Raw genomic sequence first — 19,994 nt, 5'->3', positions numbered from 1 at the left:
GAGGGGAAGGGTTTTTGTGGGCGGGATTGTGTGCAGTTTTTGGCTGAAAATGTTCTTGGAATAGGTTGCTCAAAAAACAACCAGAAACGGCATTTTTTACTACATGTAGTGGTTTTGGTCGATTTTTGACCACTTCAGACACAACTAAGCCCGACCGAAGTCGGGCTGTGAGGTCGCGTTCAGTTTTCAGCTGAAACGAGCTGCACCTACGTGGTCAGCACCATCGGCAGCGAGCTTGGCAGCGCCAGTGTGATCAAAACCATCAGCCGCGACCTTGGCAGCGCCAGTGCGATCAAAACCATCAGCAGCGAAAGAAGCCGAACCAGTATGGTCGTAACCATCAGAAGCGACAGCCGCTTCAGTGAAAGTAGACGAGCCAGTGCGGTCGTAGCCATCGGCGGCGAAGGTGTTAGCGGCCAGGACGGAAAGGGTCAGGGCGAGGATCAGTTTGGTTTTCATGGTAGTGGCTCCAGGTTCGTTGGCGTTTTGCCTTGGGTGTGGAATTTATCCTACGCCAGCTATTTTGATTAAAAAGCGCAAATAAACGCTTAAAACAATCGTGTTTGTCGATATAAGGCCCGGCGCTTCATCTGTCTTTAAAAAGGATGGGTCGGGCCTTGGGAGATAGAAGAGGGCGGATCAGCCGTTAGAACAGCCGTTACCCATGACGCTGTAGCGCAGAATGTGCCGCTGACCTTTGGAGTCGTCGTACTCCATTTTGGCTGGAACCACTTCGCAGACATTCGGGATTTCGCTCATCGATATGACTTTGGCGATGTCCAGGTGGGTGGAGTAGGTGTATTCCTCAATGGCGGGTTGTTGCTGTGCGACATCAGTCGGGACCTCATCCGCCATGGCGGTTGCGCACAGACTGCTGAGGGCCAGAACCAATAAAGCTTTCATTTCAAATTTACCTTTCTTAGGTCGAATGGGGTCACGCAATCTTTTTGGGATCGCGTGTGGAGCTTTAATAAAGAGTTTTGGATTAACTGCCTTCGTGGGGGCTGTAACTGGGTTAATCACGTTGCCTTGTTGGCGAGACCGATTTTAGGCCTGGGGGTGGCGTGCATATAGCCGTGCTTTTGATAAACACCTTTGGCAGATTTGGTAACAATCCCCGAAAAGGTACGACATTTATTTTGCTGCGACGCACGACCTGTAACAGCTGGCGAAGCCTGCGTTCGGCTGCGAAGCAGTCGCAATTCGGTAAACGAGATTTGCCTGACATACCGCATTTGCTGATTTTACGACTGCTGCGCAGCCGAACGCAGGCTTCGCCAGCTGTTACAGGTCGCGTTATTGCAGGACGCCGGCATTGTCTGGAAGAGGCGTGGAAGTGGGGTTTCGGGGTATCCACGATAATTTGTAGGGGCTTGTTACTACCATCGTCGAATGGTTCTATAGGCCCGGCCCGGCTACAACTGGGGCCATACAAAAACAACTATTCCACCGAGGTAAGAAAGATGAGTGCGGCTTCTTTGTATCCCGTTCGTCCCGAGGTAGCAGCCAACACGCTGACTGACGAGGCCACCTATAAGGCCATGTACCAGCAGTCGGTCGTCAACCCGGACGGCTTCTGGCGCGAACAAGCCAAGCGCCTCGACTGGATCAAGCCTTTCACCACGGTGAAGCAAACGTCCTTCGACGATCACCATGTCGACATCAAATGGTTCGCCGACGGCACGCTGAACGTTTCCTACAACTGCCTCGACCGTCATCTGGCCGAGCGTGGCGATCAAATCGCGATTATTTGGGAAGGGGATGACCCTGCCGAAAGCCGCAACATCACCTACCGCGAGCTGCACGAACAAGTCTGCAAGTTCGCTAACGCCTTGCGCGGCCAGGATGTGCACCGCGGCGACGTGGTGACGATCTATATGCCGATGATCCCCGAAGCCGTGGTCGCCATGCTGGCCTGCACCCGGATCGGCGCGATTCACTCGGTAGTGTTCGGTGGTTTCTCGCCGGAAGCCCTGGCTGGCCGGATCATCGACTGCAAATCCAAAGTGGTGATCACCGCTGACGAAGGTATTCGTGCCGGCAAGAAAATTCCGCTGAAGACCAACGTCGACGACGCGCTGACTAACCCGGAAACCAGCAGCATTCAGAAAGTCATCGTGTGCAAGCGCACCGGTGGCGACATCAAGTGGAACCAGCATCGCGACATCTGGTACGAAGACCTGATGAAAGTGGCGGGCAGTGTGTGCGCGCCGAAAGAGATGGGCGCCGAAGAAGCGCTGTTCATCCTTTATACCTCCGGTTCCACCGGCAAGCCGAAGGGCGTACAGCACACCACCGGCGGTTACCTGCTGTATGCGGCGATGACCCACGAGCGTGTGTTCGACTACCGCCCGGGCGAAATCTACTGGTGCACCGCCGACGTCGGCTGGGTCACCGGCCACACTTATATCGTCTATGGCCCGTTGGCCAATGGCGCGACCACGCTGCTGTTCGAAGGCGTGCCGAACTATCCGGACATCACCCGGGTGGCGAAGATCGTCGACAAGCACAAGGTCAACATCCTCTACACCGCGCCTACCGCGATTCGCGCGATGATGGCGTCGGGCACCGCCGCTGTAGAAGGCGCTGATGGCAGCAGCCTGCGTCTGTTGGGTTCGGTCGGTGAGCCGATTAACCCGGAAGCGTGGGATTGGTACTACAAGAATGTCGGCCAATCCCGTTGCCCGATCGTCGATACCTGGTGGCAGACTGAGACCGGCGGCAACATGATGAGCCCGCTGCCGGGCGCTCACGCGCTCAAGCCGGGTTCGGCGTCACGTCCGTTCTTCGGTGTGGTGCCAGCGCTGGTGGACAACCTCGGTAACATCATCGAAGGCGTGGCCGAGGGCAACCTGGTGATTCTCGATTCGTGGCCAGGCCAGGCGCGTACGTTGTATGGCGACCATGACCGCTTCGTCGACACTTACTTCAAGACCTTCCGTGGCATGTACTTCACCGGTGACGGTGCGCGTCGTGACGAGGACGGTTACTACTGGATCACCGGGCGTGTGGATGACGTGCTCAACGTTTCCGGGCACCGCATGGGCACTGCAGAGATCGAAAGCGCGATGGTCGCTCACCCGAAAGTCGCCGAAGCGGCGGTGGTCGGTGTGCCGCACGACATCAAGGGGCAGGGCATCTATGTCTATGTCACGTTGATCGCTGGCGAAGAGCCGAGCGAGCAACTGCGCCTGGAGCTGAAAAACTGGGTGCGTAAAGAGATCGGCCCGATTGCTTCGCCGGATGTGATTCAGTGGGCGCCGGGGCTGCCGAAAACCCGTTCGGGCAAGATCATGCGCCGGATTCTGCGCAAGATTGCTACGGCGGAATACGATGGGTTGGGGGATATTTCGACCCTGGCCGATCCGGGTGTGGTGCAGCATTTGATTGATACGCACAAGACCATGAACGTCGCTTAACAGCGGTTCTTGAGTCATCGAAGCCCCGCCAGGTGTTGAGTTTGGTGGGGTTTTTTATTGGCTGATGGTTTTGTGTTGCTGGTGCGGGCCTCATCGCGGGCAAGCCCGCTCCCACAGGTTTCCGGGAGGTGGTTCAGATTGTGTGCACGCCACAATCCTTGTGGGAGCGGGCTTGCCCGCGATGGCGGCCTGTCAGGCGCAACATAAACAACGCCCAATAATTATCGACTTCCCCCGTAGGCGTTTTCCCACTGTTACCCATCACCCTTCAAGTAACCGAATGTGTAACCACGCGCCCGACAACGAGGCATTGGGAAACGCCAAGCCCCGTTTCAGGGCCCTTCAACCCGCTATGAAAAATAAGACACAACGCTGCGCTTGCTGGATTAGAAGGGTTTGCCAATAATAGGCCCGCAATTTGCAACATAGATCGGTTCACTGTCTTTTGCTCTTGCATGAAATTGCAAGGCTGTCAACGCGTTCAGGCGGCTTTCTCGGTGCATCTGTAATTTGTTGTCGCATTGAAGAAATATCGGCTTCGGACCTGTCGTTAGAATGCCGATCACTCGCTCGTCGTTGCCTGCGTTGAAATCAGCGCACGGTTCGTAGGACGCAGCCGTTTAACCCATTCGCATATTGGGCTGTCGCTCACTCTGCCGTTTTTGCCCTTTACCGATGGAGTCCCAAGATGAAGAAACTTGTGCTGCTTGGCGCCCTGGCACTGTCCGTGCTGTCCCTGCCGACCTTCGCCGATGACAAGCCTGTAAAAATCGGTATCGAAGCAGCTTACCCTCCGTTCGCCTCCAAGGCGCCGGACGGCAGCATCGTGGGTTTCGACTACGACATCGGCAACGCACTGTGCGAAGAGATGAAGGTCAAGTGCGTGTGGGTCGAGCAAGAATTCGACGGCCTGATCCCGGCACTTAAAGTGCGCAAGATCGACGCGATCCTGTCGTCCATGTCGATCACTGAAGACCGCAAGAAGTCCGTGGACTTCACCAACAAGTACTACAACACCCCGGCACGCCTGGTCATGAAGGCCGGCACTCAGGTCAGCGAAAACCTGGCTGAGTTGAAGGGCAAGAACATCGGCGTGCAACGTGGTTCGATCCACGAGCGTTTCGCCCGCGAAGTCCTGGCCCCACTGGGTGCCGAGATCAAGCCTTACGGTTCGCAGAACGAAATCTACCTCGACGTGGCCGCCGGTCGCCTCGACGGCACCGTGGCAGACGCGACCTTGCTGGATGACGGTTTCCTGAAAACCGACGCTGGCAAGGGCTTCGCCTTCGTTGGCCCGGCCTTCACCGACGTCAAATACTTCGGCGACGGCGTAGGTATCGCGGTTCGCAAGGGCGACGCGCTGAAAGACAAGATCAACACCGCGATCGCAGCCATTCGCGAGAACGGCAAGTACAAGCAAATCCAGGACAAGTACTTCGCCTTCGATATCTACGGCAAGTAATCGTCCCCGCAACAAGTCCGAAATGGCGCAAGCAGCAGGATCTCTGAGGTTTGCGCCATTTTTTCATCCCAACTTTCGAGGACCTGAATCATGTTGAAAGGCTACGGGGCTGTCATCCTCGATGGCGCATGGCTGACGCTTCAGCTCGCCTTGTCGTCCATGGCCCTGGCCATCGTTCTGGGGCTGATCGGCGTTGCACTGCGTCTGTCGCCGGTGCGCTGGCTGGCCTGGCTGGGCGACCTGTATTCCACCGTGATCCGCGGTATTCCCGATCTGGTGCTGATCCTGCTGATTTTCTACGGCGGCCAGGACTTGCTCAACCGCGTCGCGCCGATGCTCGGTTATGACGATTACATCGACCTGAACCCGTTGGCCGCCGGTATCGGCACCCTGGGCTTCATCTTCGGTGCGTACCTGTCGGAAACCTTCCGTGGCGCCTTCATGGCAATCCCGAAGGGGCAGGCAGAAGCCGGCATGGCGTACGGCATGAGCAGTTTTCAGGTGTTCTTCCGGGTGTTGGTGCCGCAGATGATTCGTCTGGCGATTCCGGGTTTCACCAACAACTGGCTGGTATTGACCAAGGCGACCGCGCTGATTTCGGTGGTCGGTCTGCAAGACATGATGTTCAAGGCCAAGCAGGCGGCAGACGCTACCCGCGAGCCTTTCACCTTCTTCCTCGCAGTGGCGGCGATGTACCTGGTGATCACCAGTGTCTCGTTGCTGGCATTGCGTCACCTTGAGAAGCGCTACTCGGTAGGCGTAAGGGCGGCTGATCTATGATCTTCGACTACAACGTCATTTGGGAGGCCTTGCCGCTGTACTTCGGCGGCCTGGTGACCACCCTTAAATTGCTCGCGCTGTCGCTGTTTTTCGGTCTGCTGGCGGCATTGCCGCTGGGGCTGATGCGCGTCTCCAAGCAGCCGGTCGTCAACATGAGTGCCTGGCTGTTCACCTACGTGATCCGCGGCACGCCGATGCTGGTGCAGCTGTTTTTGATCTACTACGGTCTGGCGCAGTTCGAAGCGGTACGTGAAAGCTTCCTTTGGCCATGGCTGTCCAGCGCCACGTTCTGTGCGTGCCTGGCCTTCGCCATCAACACCAGCGCTTACACCGCTGAAATCATCGCCGGCAGCCTGCGCGCCACGCCGAACGGCGAGATCGAAGCGGCCAAGGCCATGGGCATGTCGCGGGTCAAAATGTATAAGCGGATCCTGCTGCCATCGGCCCTGCGCCGGGCACTGCCGCAATACAGCAACGAAGTGATCATGATGCTGCAGACCACCAGTCTGGCGTCCATCGTGACCCTGATCGACATCACCGGTGCCGCGCGCACGGTCAACGCTCAGTTCTACTTGCCGTTCGAAGCCTACATCACCGCCGGCGTGTTCTACCTGTGCCTGACGTTCATTCTGGTGCGCCTGTTCAAAATGGCCGAGCACCGCTGGCTGGGCTATCTGGCCCCGCGGAAGCACTGATATGGAACGCATCGATCATGCATTGCCGTGGAGCCACCTGGGCAGCGAACGCCGGATTTCGGTGTTCCGCTTCGGTGCTGGCGAGCGCAAGGCCTACATCCAGGCCAGCCTGCACGCCGATGAACTTCCGGGGATGCGCACGGCCTGGGAGCTGAAAAAACGCCTGACCGAACTCGAAGCCCAAGGCTTGCTGAACGGTGTAATTGAACTGGTACCGGTGGCCAATCCACTGGGCCTCGGTCAACTGCTTCAGGGTAACCATCAAGGGCGTTTCGAAGCCGGCAGCGGCAAGAACTTCAACCGGGATTTCGTCGAACTGAGCGAGCCCGTTGCCGCTGAGCTCCAAGGGCACCTGGGTGACGATCCTCACGCCAATATCCGTTTGATCCGTGAAACCATGAGCGATGTGCTGGCCGCGTTGCCGCCTGCCGAGAGTCAGTTGCAAGGCATGCAGCGCATCTTGCTCAGCCATGCTTGCAATGCCGACGTGGTGCTGGATTTGCATTGCGATTGCGAAGCGGCGCTGCACATGTATGCCTTGCCGCAACACTGGCCGCATTGGCGTTCACTGGCTGCACACTTGAACGTCAAGGTCGGCCTGCTGGCGGAAGATTCCGGCGGCAGCTCCTTTGATGAAGCGTGTTCGCTGCCATGGCTGCGTCTGTCGCGTCTGTTTCCGGACGCTCAGATTCCACTGGCCTGCTTGGCGACGACCATCGAGTTGGGCGGCCAATCCGATACCGGTCGCCCAGAGGCGCAGGCTTACGCCGAAGGCATTCTGGCGTTCCTCGCTGAACAGGGCTTGATCAGCGGTGAGTGGCCAAAGCCTGCGCAAGAGGCTTGCGAAGGCATGCCGTTCGAAGGCACCGAATTGCTGTTCGCGCCGCATCCTGGCGTGGTGAGTTTCCTGCGTAAACCCGGTGAGTGGGTTGAAGCGGGCGACGAGATTTTTGAAGTGATCGATCCGTTATCGGATCGGGTCAGCACGGTGTGTGCTGGTACGTCCGGGGTGCTGTTTGCCATTGAACGGCTGCGTTATGCCCAACCCGGTTTCTGGCTGGCCAAGGTGGCGGGGCGCGAAGCGCTGCGTCACGGGCGCTTGCTCAACGACTGACTGACTGTTTTTGTGAGAACCGACCGCATGTACAAACTTGAAGTCCAAGACCTGCATAAACGCTATGGCAGTCACGAAGTGCTCAAGGGCGTGTCCCTGAAAGCGGCGGCTGGCGATGTGATCAGCATCATCGGCTCCAGTGGCTCCGGCAAAAGTACTTTCCTGCGCTGCATCAACCTGCTCGAGCAGCCGCACGCCGGCAAGATTCTGCTCAACAATGAAGAGCTGAAACTGGTCGCCAACAAGGACGGCGCGCTGAAAGCCGCCGATCCGAAACAGCTGCAACGCATGCGTTCGCGCCTGTCGATGGTGTTCCAGCATTTCAACCTGTGGTCGCACATGACCGCGATGGAAAACATCATGGAAGCGCCGGTCCACGTGCTCGGCATGTCCAAGACCGAAGCCCGCGAAAAGGCCGAGCACTACCTGAACAAGGTCGGTGTTGCTCATCGCAAAGACGCTTACCCTGGCCACATGTCCGGCGGTGAGCAGCAGCGTGTGGCGATTGCCCGTGCGCTGGCGATGGAACCTGAGGTGATGTTGTTCGACGAACCGACCTCGGCCCTCGACCCTGAATTGGTCGGTGACGTGCTGAAAGTCATGCAGGCCCTGGCGCAGGAAGGCCGGACCATGGTGGTGGTGACGCACGAAATGGGCTTTGCCCGTGAAGTGTCGAACCAGCTGGTGTTCCTGCACAAAGGCGTCGTCGAAGAAAGCGGCAACCCGCGCGAAGTGCTGGTCAATCCGCAGTCTGAACGTTTGCAACAATTTTTGTCCGGCAGCTTGAAATAATCAGGACTGCCGTTGTGCACCTGGATAGTGCATGCTTCGCAATCTAGAGGCTGGCCTCGATCCCCTGTGGGAGCTGGCTTGCCTGCGATGGCGGTGCGTCTGTGTCAGAGATGCAATCTGGCCCACCGTCATCGCAGGCAAGCCAGCTCCCACATTTGATTTTTGTCGGTTTTGAAATTTGTGTTCAATTACGGGCTAGCCTTGGCCCATGCCTTCATCACTGTTTTCGTTTCGGATTGCCCGCCATGACTGCCCATCGAATTGGTTTCCTGATTTGGCCCAGCACTAAAGCTCTGACGCTTGCGCTGGCTGAGGAGGCCTTGCGTGTTGCCCAGCGTGTGCACCCGGACGTTGTTTACGAACTGTCGTTTTTGCAGGCCGAACCGCCGACCGAAGGTGCCTGGCAATTGCCGGGTGAGCCTTGGGCCGGCAAGCTCGAAAACTTCCAGAAACTGTTCCTGCTCGCCGACGAGCCGCCGACCTCACTTGCGCCAGCGCTCAGCAGTGGGCTGAAACAACTGGTGCGAGCCGGTTGTGTGATCGGCGGTTTGTCTGCCGGTGTTTACCCGTTGGCGCAGTTGGGCTTGCTCGACGGTTACCGCGCTGCCGTGCATTGGCGCTGGCAGGACGATTTCGCCGAGCGTTTCCCGAAAGTGATTGCCACCAGTCACCTGTTTGACTGGGATCGCGATCGCCTCACTGCATGCGGCGGCATGTCGGTGCTCGATTTGCTGCTGGCAGTACTGGCCCGTGATCACGGCGCCGAACTGGCCGGTGCGGTGTCGGAAGAACTGGTGGTCGAACGCATCCGTGAAGGCGGCGAGCGCCAACGCATTCCGTTGCAGAACCGCTTGGGCTCAAGTCATCCGAAGCTCACCCAAGCGGTGTTGCTGATGGAAGCCAACATCGAAGAGCCGCTGACCACCGACGAAATTGCCCAGCATGTGTGCGTATCGCGTCGGCAGCTGGAGCGGATTTTCAAGCAATACCTCAACCGTGTGCCGAGCCAGTACTACCTGGAATTGCGCCTGAATAAGGCCCGGCAGATGTTGATGCAAACCAGCAAGTCGATCATCCAGATCGGCCTGTCCTGTGGCTTTTCTTCGGGGCCGCATTTCTCCAGTGCCTACCGCAACTTCTTTGGCGCCACGCCGCGGGAAGATCGCAACCAGCGGCGCAGCAGCAGCCCGTTCGAGTTGTCGTCGGTGCCGTCCGAACGCGGTTGATCCGTCGTTAAGTCTGGCGTCGATCACTCATCGACGTCAGAGCCTTCGGACGACGACACCTCCATTTCCGCTTGATCAATGACCGCATCGACGCCGAAATCGACGCCTGTCAGTCTGAAATAATTGATCAGCGTTTGTACGCTTTCCTCTGACAGTGGATTGCCCCTCAGATTGATGCTCTCACTGACGTCCCGCGGCAATTCCAGAATATCGGCGGGTATGTGGGTGATCGCGTTTTCACTCAGATCCACGGTGTCGAGGGATTTGAGTCGCAACAGGCCCGGCGGCAATTCAGTGATGCCGGTATTGTTCAGCAACAGGGTCGTGAGACGAGGCATCTGGCTCACGTCTGGCGTGGCACCCAGCGGGTTGTCGCTCAGGTCCAGATAATCAAGCCGCTCCATCTGTGCCAGTTCCAGTGCACTTTGCGCCGTCAGGGTGAGTTGGCAATCGGTCATCGACAATGCGGTCAAATCGCCCATCCTGGAAATCGGCTCGGGGAAATTCTGCTGCCGGTAGTTACGAATGGTCAGCCCCTTGAGACGGGGAAAGCTCTCCAGAAAACGCTCGGCCCCTGAGGTCAGTCCAACAACGCTGTGTAAATACAGCAGCGAGACGTGACTGAAGTCGGCCCGCAGCGCCGGCAAGTTACCGATAATAATGGTGGGCAGGCTCAGCTCGTAGGTGGGTTGAAGTTGCTGATTGAAATCGTCCAGATCGGTTTGCCGGCGCCAGCAAAGTTCCACAATCCGTTTGAATTCATCCCTGATCGAATGTTCGCTGAGCAACTCTTGCGCGGTGAAAGGGGCTCCGCTCACCGGGTGCACCGCCGGTACGTCTGCTGTCCAGGCTGACAGGTCGTTGTTGAGGGTGTTGAATTCGGTTTCCAGGCGTGTGATCGCCATTTTGCCGTCGGCCAATGTCCCAGGCTGCAGATAGATAAACTCACTGGCTTCTTCCTGGTCCATGCCTGGGTACAGCGCCTGCACCCGATTGATATCAGCCTGTTCGGCAAACACGGCGAAGTCCTGACGCGTACGGCCGAAATGGATTTTTATGCGTTCGCGAGTGGCGGCCGAAAGCGGGTTACCGCCCAGGTCGACGCCCTCGCTGGTGGCAGTGGGGAGATCGAAAAGCGCGGTGGGCAGTTCCTGGATGTGATTGTCATTGAGCAGGGCAGTTCGAAGGTGTGGGCGCGTCAGCAAACCGGGAGGGAGGCCGGAAATGCCGGTGTCCGATACGTCGATGTAGCTTAGCTGCGGCATGTTCTCGACAGTGGGGTTGAACCCCAGCGGGTTTTTGTACAGATCCAGAACCACCAGTTTGTTCAGCGTTGACAGGGTGGCGTGGCTCTCTGGTGTGAGGGTGATGGCGCAGTCGCTGAGAATCAGTTCGGTGAGGTTCGGCGATTGCACAATGGCTTGCGGAAGCTGATTCAGCCTGAAGCCGCGCAAGGCCAGGCGACGCAAGCCTGAGAATCCTCGCAAAAAATCATGCATCCCGCGTGTGGCGCTATGGCCGTCCAGCGACAGGCTTGTCACGTGACTGAAGCCCTCGCCGAGTACCGGAAATTCACCCAGTATTGGTTGGGGAAAACGGAATTCGACCAGAGGGTCCTCACCATGGAGCGGTGTGGCTTGTTGTCGCCAGCAATCGAGTAATTCGTCTGCCAGTAATCGGCGATTTCGCTGTTGAATGCTGAATTGTTCAGGGGTGATTCTGATCTGGGTATCCGGCATGAACAGTGGGATTTCGTTGCGCCAGAGTTGCAGGGCATTGCTGAGTCGGGCGCGTTCGGCCATGAGCCGGGTCAGCTCTGCCCGTGGGCCGTTCGGGTGCTGTTGCAAGCGTTCGACAAAGGTTTGCAGTTCCTCGCGTGACAAGTGCGGGAATAGTTCATGGGCGTAGGCCTGTAAAGTTGGCGCACTGAACACGCCGCGATGATAGCCCTCCGTGCCACCGAGCAAACGCATGACGGTCGGATCGTAGGTGGGTTTCAGGATTGGGTGTTGCACCAGGACTGAGTGCAGTTCCTCGCGATTCAGGGCATGGGTGCGAATCAGCCGTTTGAGTTTTTCACCTTCGCCAATGTGGATGCCGAGTACCGAGCGCTCGCTGTCCGGCAGCGCCTGCAATAGATCCAGATAGAACGTGCTCGCGCCGCTGAGCTCAAGACCGGCATCGTCAAACGCCTGATAACTGCCATCCGCATTTAGAACGAGCACTTTGCGGCTCGGCGCATCGGCATTGCCGACACTGTCGAGCAGGCGTCCGCCATGGGCGTATTCACGGATTTCCAAGCGTATTTGTCCCGACCAGCCTGGCAGTCGCTGCAAGGTGTGCAGGGCCAGTCGATCGGTGTCGGGGTTGTTGGCGCTTGAGGGAATCTCCAGGCCTTCATAAGCCCGGGTGATCCTGACTTGCAATTGGGCTTCACGGGTGAGCTGTTCGAGGCGTTTGGGCAAGATACCGCGTCCAAGTTGTTGCAGCTCTTGATCGCTGGCGGTTTGCAGCAGTGCTTCTGCCACGCTGCTCGGCAAACCGTGTTCGGCGTCGATGAGTTTTTGCGTGAGCCCAGAGGTGGCGCGATCGAGTCGGCGGTATCGATTGTCGAACAGGGTTTCTCGCTTGCTCTCGGCGAGCGTTGCCAAGGTCCGGCGCAACGTGCGGGCGCGGGTGCTCAAGCTGGGGGAGGGCGTGCCGAAATGTTCGCCCATCAGCGTTCTGGTTTCGGTTTCTCCCAAGTTCAGCAATAGCGTTTTGATCAGGTCGCCGTTGCTGAGGTGCGCCTGATTGATCTGGACCATGGGTTGGCCATCGGCTCCGCGTTCCCAGAGGGTTTGTGCTTTGCTGTCGACCACGCGCAATCCTTTGTCAGTAGGCCAGTAGCTGTTGTCGCAAAGCAGTTCCAGTTGCGTGACGAGGTCGGCTTTCAGGTAGCCGGTCGGTTGCTCGCTGCCGATCAGCTCGATGAAGGTCTGGATGTCCTGATCGATCTTGAACCGCTTCAGTGTGTCGGCGAACAGCGCAGGCATCTGACTGGAATTCACATGCATCTTGCGCAAGGCATTCTCGTGGCAACCGCTGATCTGCAGCATTCGCTCACGCACCGAGGGTGCGAACCGTTCCATATCAGGGCCGAGGCGACGCAGCACGGTGGCTTGATCCCAGCTCAACGGCTGGTCGATTTCGGTCTGCCAGGCACCGGCACCATTGTGTTTGAGTACGGGCTTATAGGCTTCAGGACGGCTCGGGTGATCGATGCGGTGCTCACCGGTCACGGTGTCCTGGCTGACGGCGTAGGATTTATTGTCCAGCGACAACAGGGTTTTGCCGTCGTGACGGTACAGCCCGATTTCATCGGGTCTGGCAGCCTGAGGAAGTGTGCCGGTCTGTTCATAGGTGCTCAGATCCGGCTTCCAGTAGCGGCTTTCACCCTGGGGCGTTTTGACCGAATGGAAGCGGTCGATGAACTGAACGATTTCTCGCGGCAACACGGCGCGAAACTCGGCCGCTGCCACGACGCCGCCGACAGCAAAGGTGCCCAGTTGCACGGCCGACTCAACCACGCCCATGAAATGCTCGAAGGCTTCGCTCGTCTGACCTTCTGCCCAGTCGACGATGCTTTCGAAGGTTTCGTCCAGTAACTGGTACGCCATGTAAGCCAGCATCAGTTCGCCGAGGAACGGCACGAATGGCAGGGCGACAAAGGCTGCGATGTTTAGCAGTGCCGAAGCGATTTCCGTGAAGGAGTCCCATAATGCCCAGCGGACTTTCTGATCGACCGTCGCCGTGGATACCGCGATGACTCGGGCATCGTTGAGGATCTTGTCGAGTTTGCGTTGATAGAGATGGACCCACAGATCGCCTTTGATCAGCGTCGCCGTCATTTGCAGGTTGGCGCGCTGGCTTGGTTGTTCTCTCCAGGTGGGGCGTGGGTCGCCAGGTTGAACCGGTTGCCAGGTGATGGGAACAAGTCGGTCGCTTAACTGAGCGAAGAAGTGCCCGCGATCCTCATGATCGATAAAGCGGCTGAAGAACTGTTGATAGTCAGGACTGCGCAAACGCCGGGTCAACTCCTGGGCGAATGCGCCGGAGGAGGCATATTCCTTGATCGGGTGTTCGGGATCATCGGGGATATAGGCCACCACTCGGGCCACTTCACGCTCACGTTCCAGATCCGGGGAAAACAGCACGATGCCAGTCAGGCGTGCGTTCATTATTGTCAGTTCATGACAGCCCCATGCCTGTCCGCGCAGACGTAAATGTTGCAGGCCGTCGAGTAAGCCAAGGATCAGGCGATGGACATCGCCGCCAAGCTGGTTTTGCATGTAGGCCATTTGCAGGGCGGTGGTGAGGGCCGTTTTCTGGCTGTCGCGGACGCTGGGTTGCAGGGTCGCCGCGACCGCCGGATTGCTGATGCCCAGGTTTTCTTCGAGGTGGGTTTTGTGGTGTTCGCCAATATCCAGTTCCCGGCACAGTTGGGTGAATGCCGTGATGGGCATTTTTAGCAGGACGTGCGGCAGTTCATTGAAATGCCCTGCAGAGGAGGGCGCGCTGATGTAGGTCGAGGCGGGCTCAAAGGCGTTGTCCTCAGTCTCGCTGCTTTCGAAGTTGTGCAGCGCGGCATCCAGCAGCGACACCGTCCAGATGCGCGCCGCGCCCGATTTCAGCCGTAGCCACGGGATATGGGCGGGAATATAAAGACGCAAAAAGGTTTGGTGGACGTCCAGCTCCAGGCCGAAGCGCTTCTTCAGCGCTGCAACCAGCAATGGTTCGGCAAAGTCCTTGGCATTTTTCACCTTGGCCAGGGACTGATCGACGCGGTTCTGTGCCTGCCAGTGCAAGGCATTGAGTGTGCGTAATTCGGCGTGCTGGCTGCGGGACGCGTTGTTGAGGCCGGCCGGCAGGCGAGGCTTGGCCTTGCTCAAGGCTTCACGCTTTTGCGGAGTCGCCTGCGTCAGCCAGTGGGGGATGACGCTCACCAGATGCTGGTAATGGGTATCCCTGCTGAAGGGGGGCATCGGATCGAGATCGATAGCGTCCGGATTTTCGTTAATAAGGCTCATGAAGGTTGCCGTTGGCGTTAAGAAGGCTTCAGAAAACACCATGAGCGCCAGCGACGTGCGGTACATATATACCGCCACCGCAAAATCCGGATGAGTAAGATCCTCGCAACCTGCCGCAAACCCTGCAGGCAGTTTAAACTGCGCCTTTGCGACGCTATTTGTCGCATTGCCGTAAACCCGGGCAAAACCTGTGTTCGCGCTATAAGAAGTTGTCGCTTGGCGGCAAGGCCGGGCTGAAAACTGTCCTTACAATCCCCCCATCGCTCGCCAGTTTCAGGCGAGTGTTCCTCTTCAGGAGACTCCGATGTCCGTTGAGCACGCTGCGGTAGAACGCGCCGATTTTGACCAGGTAATGGTTCCCAACTACGCGCCAGCCGCTTTCATTCCTGTGCGTGGTGCCGGTTCCCGTGTTTGGGACCAGTCTGGCCGCGAGCTGATCGACTTCGCCGGCGGGATTGCCGTTAACGTATTGGGCCATGCGCATCCGGCGCTGGTCGCTGCATTGACCGAGCAAGCGAACAAGCTGTGGCACGTGTCCAACGTGTTCACCAATGAGCCGGCCTTGCGCCTGGCCCATAAGCTGGTCGACGCCACTTTTGCCGAGCGCGTGTTCTTCTGCAACTCTGGCGCCGAAGCCAACGAGGCCGCCTTCAAGCTGGCCCGTCGCGTGGCCCACGACCGTTTCGGTACCGAGAAGTACGAAATCGTTGCCGCGCTCAACAGCTTCCACGGCCGTACCCTGTTCACCGTGAACGTCGGTGGCCAGTCGAAGTACTCCGACGGCTTCGGTCCGAAGATCACTGGCATCACCCACGTGCCTTACAACGATCTGGCCGCGCTGAAAGCCGCTGTTTCCGACAAGACGTGCGCGGTGGTTCTGGAGCCGATCCAGGGCGAAGGCGGCGTACTGCCGGCCGAGCTGTCTTACCTGCAAGGTGCTCGTGAACTGTGCGATGCGCATAACGCGCTGCTGGTTTTCGACGAAGTTCAGACTGGCATGGGCCGCAGCGGCAAGCTGTTCGCCTATCAGCATTACGGCGTGACCCCGGACATCCTGACCAGCGCCAAGAGCCTGGGCGGCGGTTTCCCGATTGCAGCGATGCTGACCACCGAAGACCTGGCCAAACACCTGGTCGTCGGCACCCACGGCACCACGTATGGCGGCAACCCGCTGGCGTGCGCTGTCGCTGAAGCGGTGATCGATGTGATCAACACGCCTGAAGTGCTGAGCGGCGTCAATGCCAAGCATGACAAGTTCAAGACCCGTCTTGAGCAGATCGGCGAGAAGTACGGCCTCTTCACTGAAGTCCGCGGTCTGGGCCTGCTGCTCGGTTGCGTGCTGAACGATGCCTGGAAAGGCAAGGCCAAAGACATCTTCAACGCCGCCGAGCGTGAAGGCCTGATGATTCTGCAAGCCGGCCCGGACGTGATTCGTTTCGCGCCAAGCCTGGTGGTTGAAGACGCCGATATCGATGCCGGTCTCGACCGTTTCGAACGCGCAGCGGCGAAACTGACGCAAGCCTGATAGTCCCTTCGACGCCTGAACTGTTCAGGCGTCGAACCAATTTTTATGTGCCGGGCACAGTCAATGTGGGAGCGGGCTTGTGTGGCGAGGGGGCTTGCCCCCGTTCGGTTGCGAAGCAATCGTAAATCGGTCACCACTTTCTGATTCAAGATCGTGGCGACTGCTTTTAGGGGCGCTTCGCACCCCAACGGGGGCAAGCCCCCTCGCCACACAAGCCCGCTCCCACATGAGCCGGGCATTTTTCTAATGAATTTTTTCGAGAAAGGAGTGACACCATGCTGGTGATGCGCCCCGCGCAAATGGCTGATCTGGGCGAGGTACAGCGTCTGGCTGCGGACAGCCCGATTGGTGTCACTTCCTTGCCGGATGACGTTGAACGCCTGAGCGACAAGATCGCCGCAAGCGAAGCCTCGTTCGCTGCCGAAGTCAGCTTCAACGGTGAAGAGAGCTATTTCTTCGTCCTCGAAGATACGGCCACCGGCAAGCTGGCCGGCTGTTCGGCAATCGTGGCATCGGCCGGTTATTCCGAGCCGTTCTACAGTTTCCGTAATGAAACCTTCGTCCACGCCTCCCGCGAGCTGAAGATTCACAACAAGATCCACGTGCTCTCGCAGTGCCACGACCTGACCGGCAACAGTCTGCTGACCAGTTTCTACGTGCAGCGCGAGTTGGTGGGTTCGCCTTGGGCTGAGCTCAATTCCCGTGGTCGCCTGTTGTTCGTGGCCAGCCACCCGGAACGCTTTGCCGATTCGGTGGTGACCGAGATCGTCGGTTACAGCGACGAAAATGGCGACTCACCGTTCTGGGATGCCATCGGTCGCAACTTCTTCGACCTCAACTACGCCGCTGCCGAGCGTTTGTGTGGCCTGAAAAGCCGCACGTTCCTGGCCGAGCTGATGCCGCATTACCCGATCTACGTGCCATTGCTGCCGGATTCTGCTCAAGAGGCGATGGGCCAGGTGCACCCACGGGCGCAGATCACCTTCGACATCCTGATGCGCGAAGGCTTCGAGACCGATCATTACATCGACATTTTCGACGGCGGCCCAACCCTGCACGCCCGCGTCTCGGGGATCCGTTCGATCGCCCAGAGCCGTGTAGTCCCGGTGAAAATCGGTGAGCCGGTCAAGGGCGCCGGTCGTCAATATCTGGTGGCCAATGCCCAGTTGCAGGATTACCGCGCCGTTTTGCTTGAGCTCGATTACGCGCCGGGCAAGCCTGTGACCCTGGATCTGGAAGCCGCCGAAGCCTTGGGCGTCGGTGAAGGTGCCAGCGTGCGCCTGGTGGCGGTTTAACGCCTGCTGCTATGCCTATAAAGAGTGAATGCTGAGTAAAGCAGCGAGTTTCACGGGTGGCTCAAGCGGCCCGTTTGAGGAGATAGCATGATCGTTCGTCCCGTACGCAGCAGCGATTTACCCGCTCTGATCGACCTGGCCCGCAGCACCGGCACCGGCCTGACCACCTTGCCGGCCAACGAAGAGCGTCTGGCCCATCGGGTCGGCTGGGCCGAGAAGACCTTCCGCGGCGAAGCCGGGCGGGGCGACGCGGACTACCTGTTCGTGCTCGAGGACGACAACGGCCGCGTGGTGGGCATTTCCGCCATCGCCGGCGCCGTTGGCCTGCGTGAGCCTTGGTACAACTTCCGCGTAGGCCTGACCGTCAGCGCCTCGCAAGAGCTGAACATCTATCGCGAAATTCCGACGCTGTTCCTGGCCAACGATCTGACCGGCAATTCCGAGTTGTGCTCGCTGTTCCTGCACGCCGATTTCCGCACTGGCCTCAACGGTCGCATGCTGGCCAAGGCGCGGATGCTGTTCATTGCTGAGTTTCCGCAACTGTTCGGCAACAAGATCATCGCCGAAATGCGCGGTGTGTCCGATGACGCCGGGCGTTCGCCGTTCTGGGAAAGCCTGGGTCGGCACTTCTTCAAGATGGAATTCAGCCAGGCTGATTACCTCACCGGCGTGGGCAACAAGGCGTTCATCGCCGAACTGATGCCGAAATTCCCGCTGTACACCTGCTTCCTGTCGCCAGATGCGCGCAACGTGATCGGCCAGGTTCACCCGGACACCGAGCCGGCGCTGTCGATGCTCAAGAGCGAAGGCTTCAGCTACCAAGGCTACGTCGACATCTTCGATGCCGGCCCTGCGGTGGAATGCGAAACCACCAAGATCCGCGCAGTACGCGACAGCCAGGCGCTGGTGCTGGCCATCGGCACTCCGGGTGACGATGCCACGCCGTTCCTGATTCATAACCGCAAGCGCGAAGACTGCCGGATCACTGCCGCGCCAGCACGCTTCGCCGCCGGCACTTTGGTGGTCGATCCGCTGACTGCCAAACGTCTTCAACTCAACGCCGGCGATCAAGTGCGCGCCGTTCCGTTGTCTGCTGCTCGGGAGTCGAAATAATGAATTCGCTATACATCGCCGGTGAATGGCTGGCTGGTCAGGGTGAAAGCTTTCAATCGGTAAACCCGGTGACCCAGCAAGTGCTGTGGGCCGGCGAAGGCGCCACGGCCGGTCAGGTCGAGTCGGCTGTGCAAGCTGCGCGTCAGGCGTTCCCGGGCTGGGCTCGCCGTACCCTGGAAGAACGCATCAGCGTGCTGGAAGCCTTTGCCGCTGCGCTGAAGAATCACGCTGACGAGCTCGCTCGCACCATCGGCGAAGAAACCGGTAAACCCCTGTGGGAAGCGGCGACTGAAGTCACCAGCATGGTCAACAAGATTGCCATCTCGGTGCAGAGCTACCGCGAACGTACCGGCGAGAAGAGCGGCCCGTTGGGCGACGCCACTGCGGTGTTGCGCCACAAACCCCACGGTGTGGTGGCAGTGTTTGGTCCTTACAACTTCCCCGGCCATTTGCCGAACGGTCACATTGTGCCGGCGTTGCTGGCCGGTAACAGTGTGCTGTTCAAGCCGAGTGAGCTGACCCCGAAAGTTGCCGAGCTGACGGTCAAGTGCTGGATCGAAGCCGGTCTGCCGGCCGGTGTGCTGAACCTGCTGCAAGGCGCTCGCGAAACCGGTATCGCCCTGGCGGCGAACCCGGGCATCGACGGCCTGTTTTTCACCGGTTCCAGCCGTACCGGCAATCACTTGCACCAGCAGTTTGCCGGTCGTCCAGACAAGATCCTCGCGTTGGAAATGGGCGGCAACAATCCATTGGTGGTGGATCAGGTGGCGGACCTCGATGCCGCCGTTTACACCATCATTCAGTCGGCATTCATTTCTGCCGGTCAGCGTTGCACCTGTGCCCGCCGCTTGCTGGTGCCGCAAGGCGCCTGGGGCGATACGCTGCTGGCGCGTCTGGTGGCGGTCAGCTCGACGATTGAAGTCGGTGCGTTCGACCAGCAACCGGCGCCGTTCATGGGCTCGGTGATTTCCCTCGGCGCTGCGAAAGCGCTGATGGATGCGCAAGAACATCTGCTGGCCAATGGCGCAGTGGCGCTGTTGGAAATGACTCAGCCTCAGGCCCAGGCAGCGTTGCTGACCCCTGGCATTCTGGACGTGACGGCGGTTGCCGATCGCCCGGACGAAGAACTGTTCGGTCCGCTGCTGCAAGTGATCCGCTACGCTGATTTTGAAGCGGCGATCGCTGAAGCCAACGACACTGACTATGGCCTGGCGGCCGGTCTGCTGTCGGATTCCGAAGCGCGTTATCAGCAGTTCTGGCTGGAAAGCCGGGCCGGTATCGTCAACTGGAACAAGCAGCTGACCGGTGCGGCGAGCAGCGCGCCATTCGGCGGTGTCGGCGCATCGGGTAACCATCGCGCCAGCGCCTACTACGCCGCAGATTACTGCGCGTACCCGGTGGCCTCGCTGGAAACCCCGAACTTGGTGTTGCCTGCTGCTTTGACGCCTGGCGTGAAGATGGCTTAACGCCAATTGCGGGCAAGCCCGCTCCCACAGTGATTGAG

Annotated in this window: 14 protein-coding genes; 11 read left to right on the top strand and 3 right to left on the bottom strand. The window is 58.8% G+C overall.

The window, feature by feature from the left end; genetic code table 11:
• Positions 1-186 precede the first annotated feature (186 nt).
• Together KGB18_RS27565 and KGB18_RS27560 are read right to left on the bottom strand one after the other, a co-directional pair.
• A complete protein-coding gene (locus KGB18_RS27565) occupies positions 187-459 on the bottom strand; it encodes a hypothetical protein (RefSeq protein ID WP_223570815.1) in 273 nt (90 codons plus the stop codon).
• A gap of 180 nt (positions 460-639) precedes the next feature.
• Positions 640-903: a DUF2790 domain-containing protein gene (locus KGB18_RS27560; RefSeq protein WP_038979415.1), complete on the bottom strand. Its 264-nt coding sequence runs from the start codon at positions 901-903 to the stop codon at positions 640-642.
• A 560-nt stretch (positions 904-1,463) separates the two neighbouring features.
• On the opposite strand from KGB18_RS27560, the gene acs reads away from it, so the two are divergent.
• The 7 genes from acs (at position 1,464) to argR (ending at position 9,488) form a co-directional block, all read left to right on the top strand.
• The gene (acs, locus tag KGB18_RS27555; RefSeq protein WP_217856527.1) at positions 1,464-3,419 is read left to right on the top strand and encodes an acetate--CoA ligase; all 1,956 of its coding nucleotides are present in this window, start codon (positions 1,464-1,466) and stop codon (positions 3,417-3,419) included.
• Between the two features lie 688 nt (positions 3,420-4,107).
• Entirely contained in the window at positions 4,108-4,881 is a 774-nt protein-coding gene (locus tag KGB18_RS27550) for an ABC transporter substrate-binding protein (protein WP_008009943.1), read from the top strand.
• 90 nt (positions 4,882-4,971) lie between these two features.
• Complete coding sequence (locus KGB18_RS27545; RefSeq protein WP_007951063.1) at positions 4,972-5,661, top strand: ABC transporter permease; 690 nt, start codon at positions 4,972-4,974, stop codon at positions 5,659-5,661.
• Entirely contained in the window at positions 5,658-6,356 is a 699-nt protein-coding gene (locus KGB18_RS27540) for an ABC transporter permease (RefSeq protein WP_123495817.1), read from the top strand. The genes KGB18_RS27545 and KGB18_RS27540 overlap by 4 nt, the downstream gene beginning before the upstream one ends.
• A gap of 1 nt (position 6,357) precedes the next feature.
• Entirely contained in the window at positions 6,358-7,470 is a 1,113-nt protein-coding gene (locus KGB18_RS27535) for a M14 family metallopeptidase (RefSeq protein ID WP_223570814.1), read from the top strand.
• A 27-nt stretch (positions 7,471-7,497) separates the two neighbouring features.
• Positions 7,498-8,262, top strand: coding sequence for an ABC transporter ATP-binding protein (locus KGB18_RS27530; protein WP_007904680.1), 765 nt, complete (start codon positions 7,498-7,500; stop codon positions 8,260-8,262).
• A gap of 245 nt (positions 8,263-8,507) precedes the next feature.
• Entirely contained in the window at positions 8,508-9,488 is a 981-nt protein-coding gene (argR, locus tag KGB18_RS27525) for a transcriptional regulator ArgR (protein WP_008071845.1), read from the top strand.
• Between the two features lie 23 nt (positions 9,489-9,511).
• On the opposite strand, the gene KGB18_RS27520 is transcribed toward argR, so the two are convergent.
• Positions 9,512-14,557, bottom strand: coding sequence for a dermonecrotic toxin domain-containing protein (locus KGB18_RS27520; protein ID WP_317850987.1), 5,046 nt, complete (start codon positions 14,555-14,557; stop codon positions 9,512-9,514).
• A 304-nt stretch (positions 14,558-14,861) separates the two neighbouring features.
• On the opposite strand from KGB18_RS27520, the gene KGB18_RS27515 reads away from it, so the two are divergent.
• The 4 genes from KGB18_RS27515 (at position 14,862) to astD (ending at position 19,956) form a co-directional block, all read left to right on the top strand.
• Positions 14,862-16,082: an aspartate aminotransferase family protein gene (locus KGB18_RS27515; protein ID WP_123721870.1), complete on the top strand. Its 1,221-nt coding sequence runs from the start codon at positions 14,862-14,864 to the stop codon at positions 16,080-16,082.
• 275 nt (positions 16,083-16,357) lie between these two features.
• Positions 16,358-17,377 (top strand): arginine/ornithine succinyltransferase subunit alpha, encoded by a 1,020-nt coding sequence (gene aruF / locus KGB18_RS27510; protein WP_030131775.1) that lies wholly within the window; start codon positions 16,358-16,360, stop codon positions 17,375-17,377.
• An 87-nt stretch (positions 17,378-17,464) separates the two neighbouring features.
• Positions 17,465-18,490 (top strand): arginine N-succinyltransferase, encoded by a 1,026-nt coding sequence (gene astA, locus KGB18_RS27505; RefSeq protein ID WP_095051595.1) that lies wholly within the window; start codon positions 17,465-17,467, stop codon positions 18,488-18,490.
• Positions 18,487-19,956, top strand: a complete 1,470-nt coding sequence (gene astD / locus KGB18_RS27500) for a succinylglutamate-semialdehyde dehydrogenase (protein ID WP_187326465.1) — start codon at positions 18,487-18,489, stop codon at positions 19,954-19,956. The genes astA and astD overlap by 4 nt, the downstream gene beginning before the upstream one ends.
• Positions 19,957-19,994 lie beyond the last annotated feature (38 nt).

Origin of the sequence: Pseudomonas sp. BF-R-26, from assembly GCF_019947395.1 — a bacterium.
Classification (GTDB): Bacteria; Pseudomonadota; Gammaproteobacteria; order Pseudomonadales; family Pseudomonadaceae; genus Aquipseudomonas; species Aquipseudomonas farris.
This window is presented reverse-complemented; position numbering and strand designations above follow the sequence as displayed.

Bases quoted from the DNA above. Each gene is read 5' to 3' on its own strand.
- KGB18_RS27530 (WP_007904680.1), top strand. From the start codon at position 7,498: ATGTACAAACTTGAAGTCCAAGACCTGCATAAACGCTATGGCAGTCAC.
- KGB18_RS27540 (WP_123495817.1), top strand. From the start codon at position 5,658: ATGATCTTCGACTACAACGTCATTTGGGAGGCCTTGCCGCTGTACTTC.
- KGB18_RS27520 (WP_317850987.1), bottom strand. From the start codon at position 14,557: ATGAGCCTTATTAACGAAAATCCGGACGCTATCGATCTCGATCCGATG.
- KGB18_RS27565 (WP_223570815.1), bottom strand. From the start codon at position 459: ATGAAAACCAAACTGATCCTCGCCCTGACCCTTTCCGTCCTGGCCGCT.
- argR (WP_008071845.1), top strand. From the start codon at position 8,508: ATGACTGCCCATCGAATTGGTTTCCTGATTTGGCCCAGCACTAAAGCT.
- KGB18_RS27545 (WP_007951063.1), top strand. From the start codon at position 4,972: ATGTTGAAAGGCTACGGGGCTGTCATCCTCGATGGCGCATGGCTGACG.
- KGB18_RS27535 (WP_223570814.1), top strand. From the start codon at position 6,358: ATGGAACGCATCGATCATGCATTGCCGTGGAGCCACCTGGGCAGCGAA.
- KGB18_RS27515 (WP_123721870.1), top strand. From the start codon at position 14,862: ATGTCCGTTGAGCACGCTGCGGTAGAACGCGCCGATTTTGACCAGGTA.
- acs (WP_217856527.1), top strand. From the start codon at position 1,464: ATGAGTGCGGCTTCTTTGTATCCCGTTCGTCCCGAGGTAGCAGCCAAC.
- astA (WP_095051595.1), top strand. From the start codon at position 17,465: ATGATCGTTCGTCCCGTACGCAGCAGCGATTTACCCGCTCTGATCGAC.
- KGB18_RS27550 (WP_008009943.1), top strand. From the start codon at position 4,108: ATGAAGAAACTTGTGCTGCTTGGCGCCCTGGCACTGTCCGTGCTGTCC.
- aruF (WP_030131775.1), top strand. From the start codon at position 16,358: ATGCTGGTGATGCGCCCCGCGCAAATGGCTGATCTGGGCGAGGTACAG.
- KGB18_RS27560 (WP_038979415.1), bottom strand. From the start codon at position 903: ATGAAAGCTTTATTGGTTCTGGCCCTCAGCAGTCTGTGCGCAACCGCC.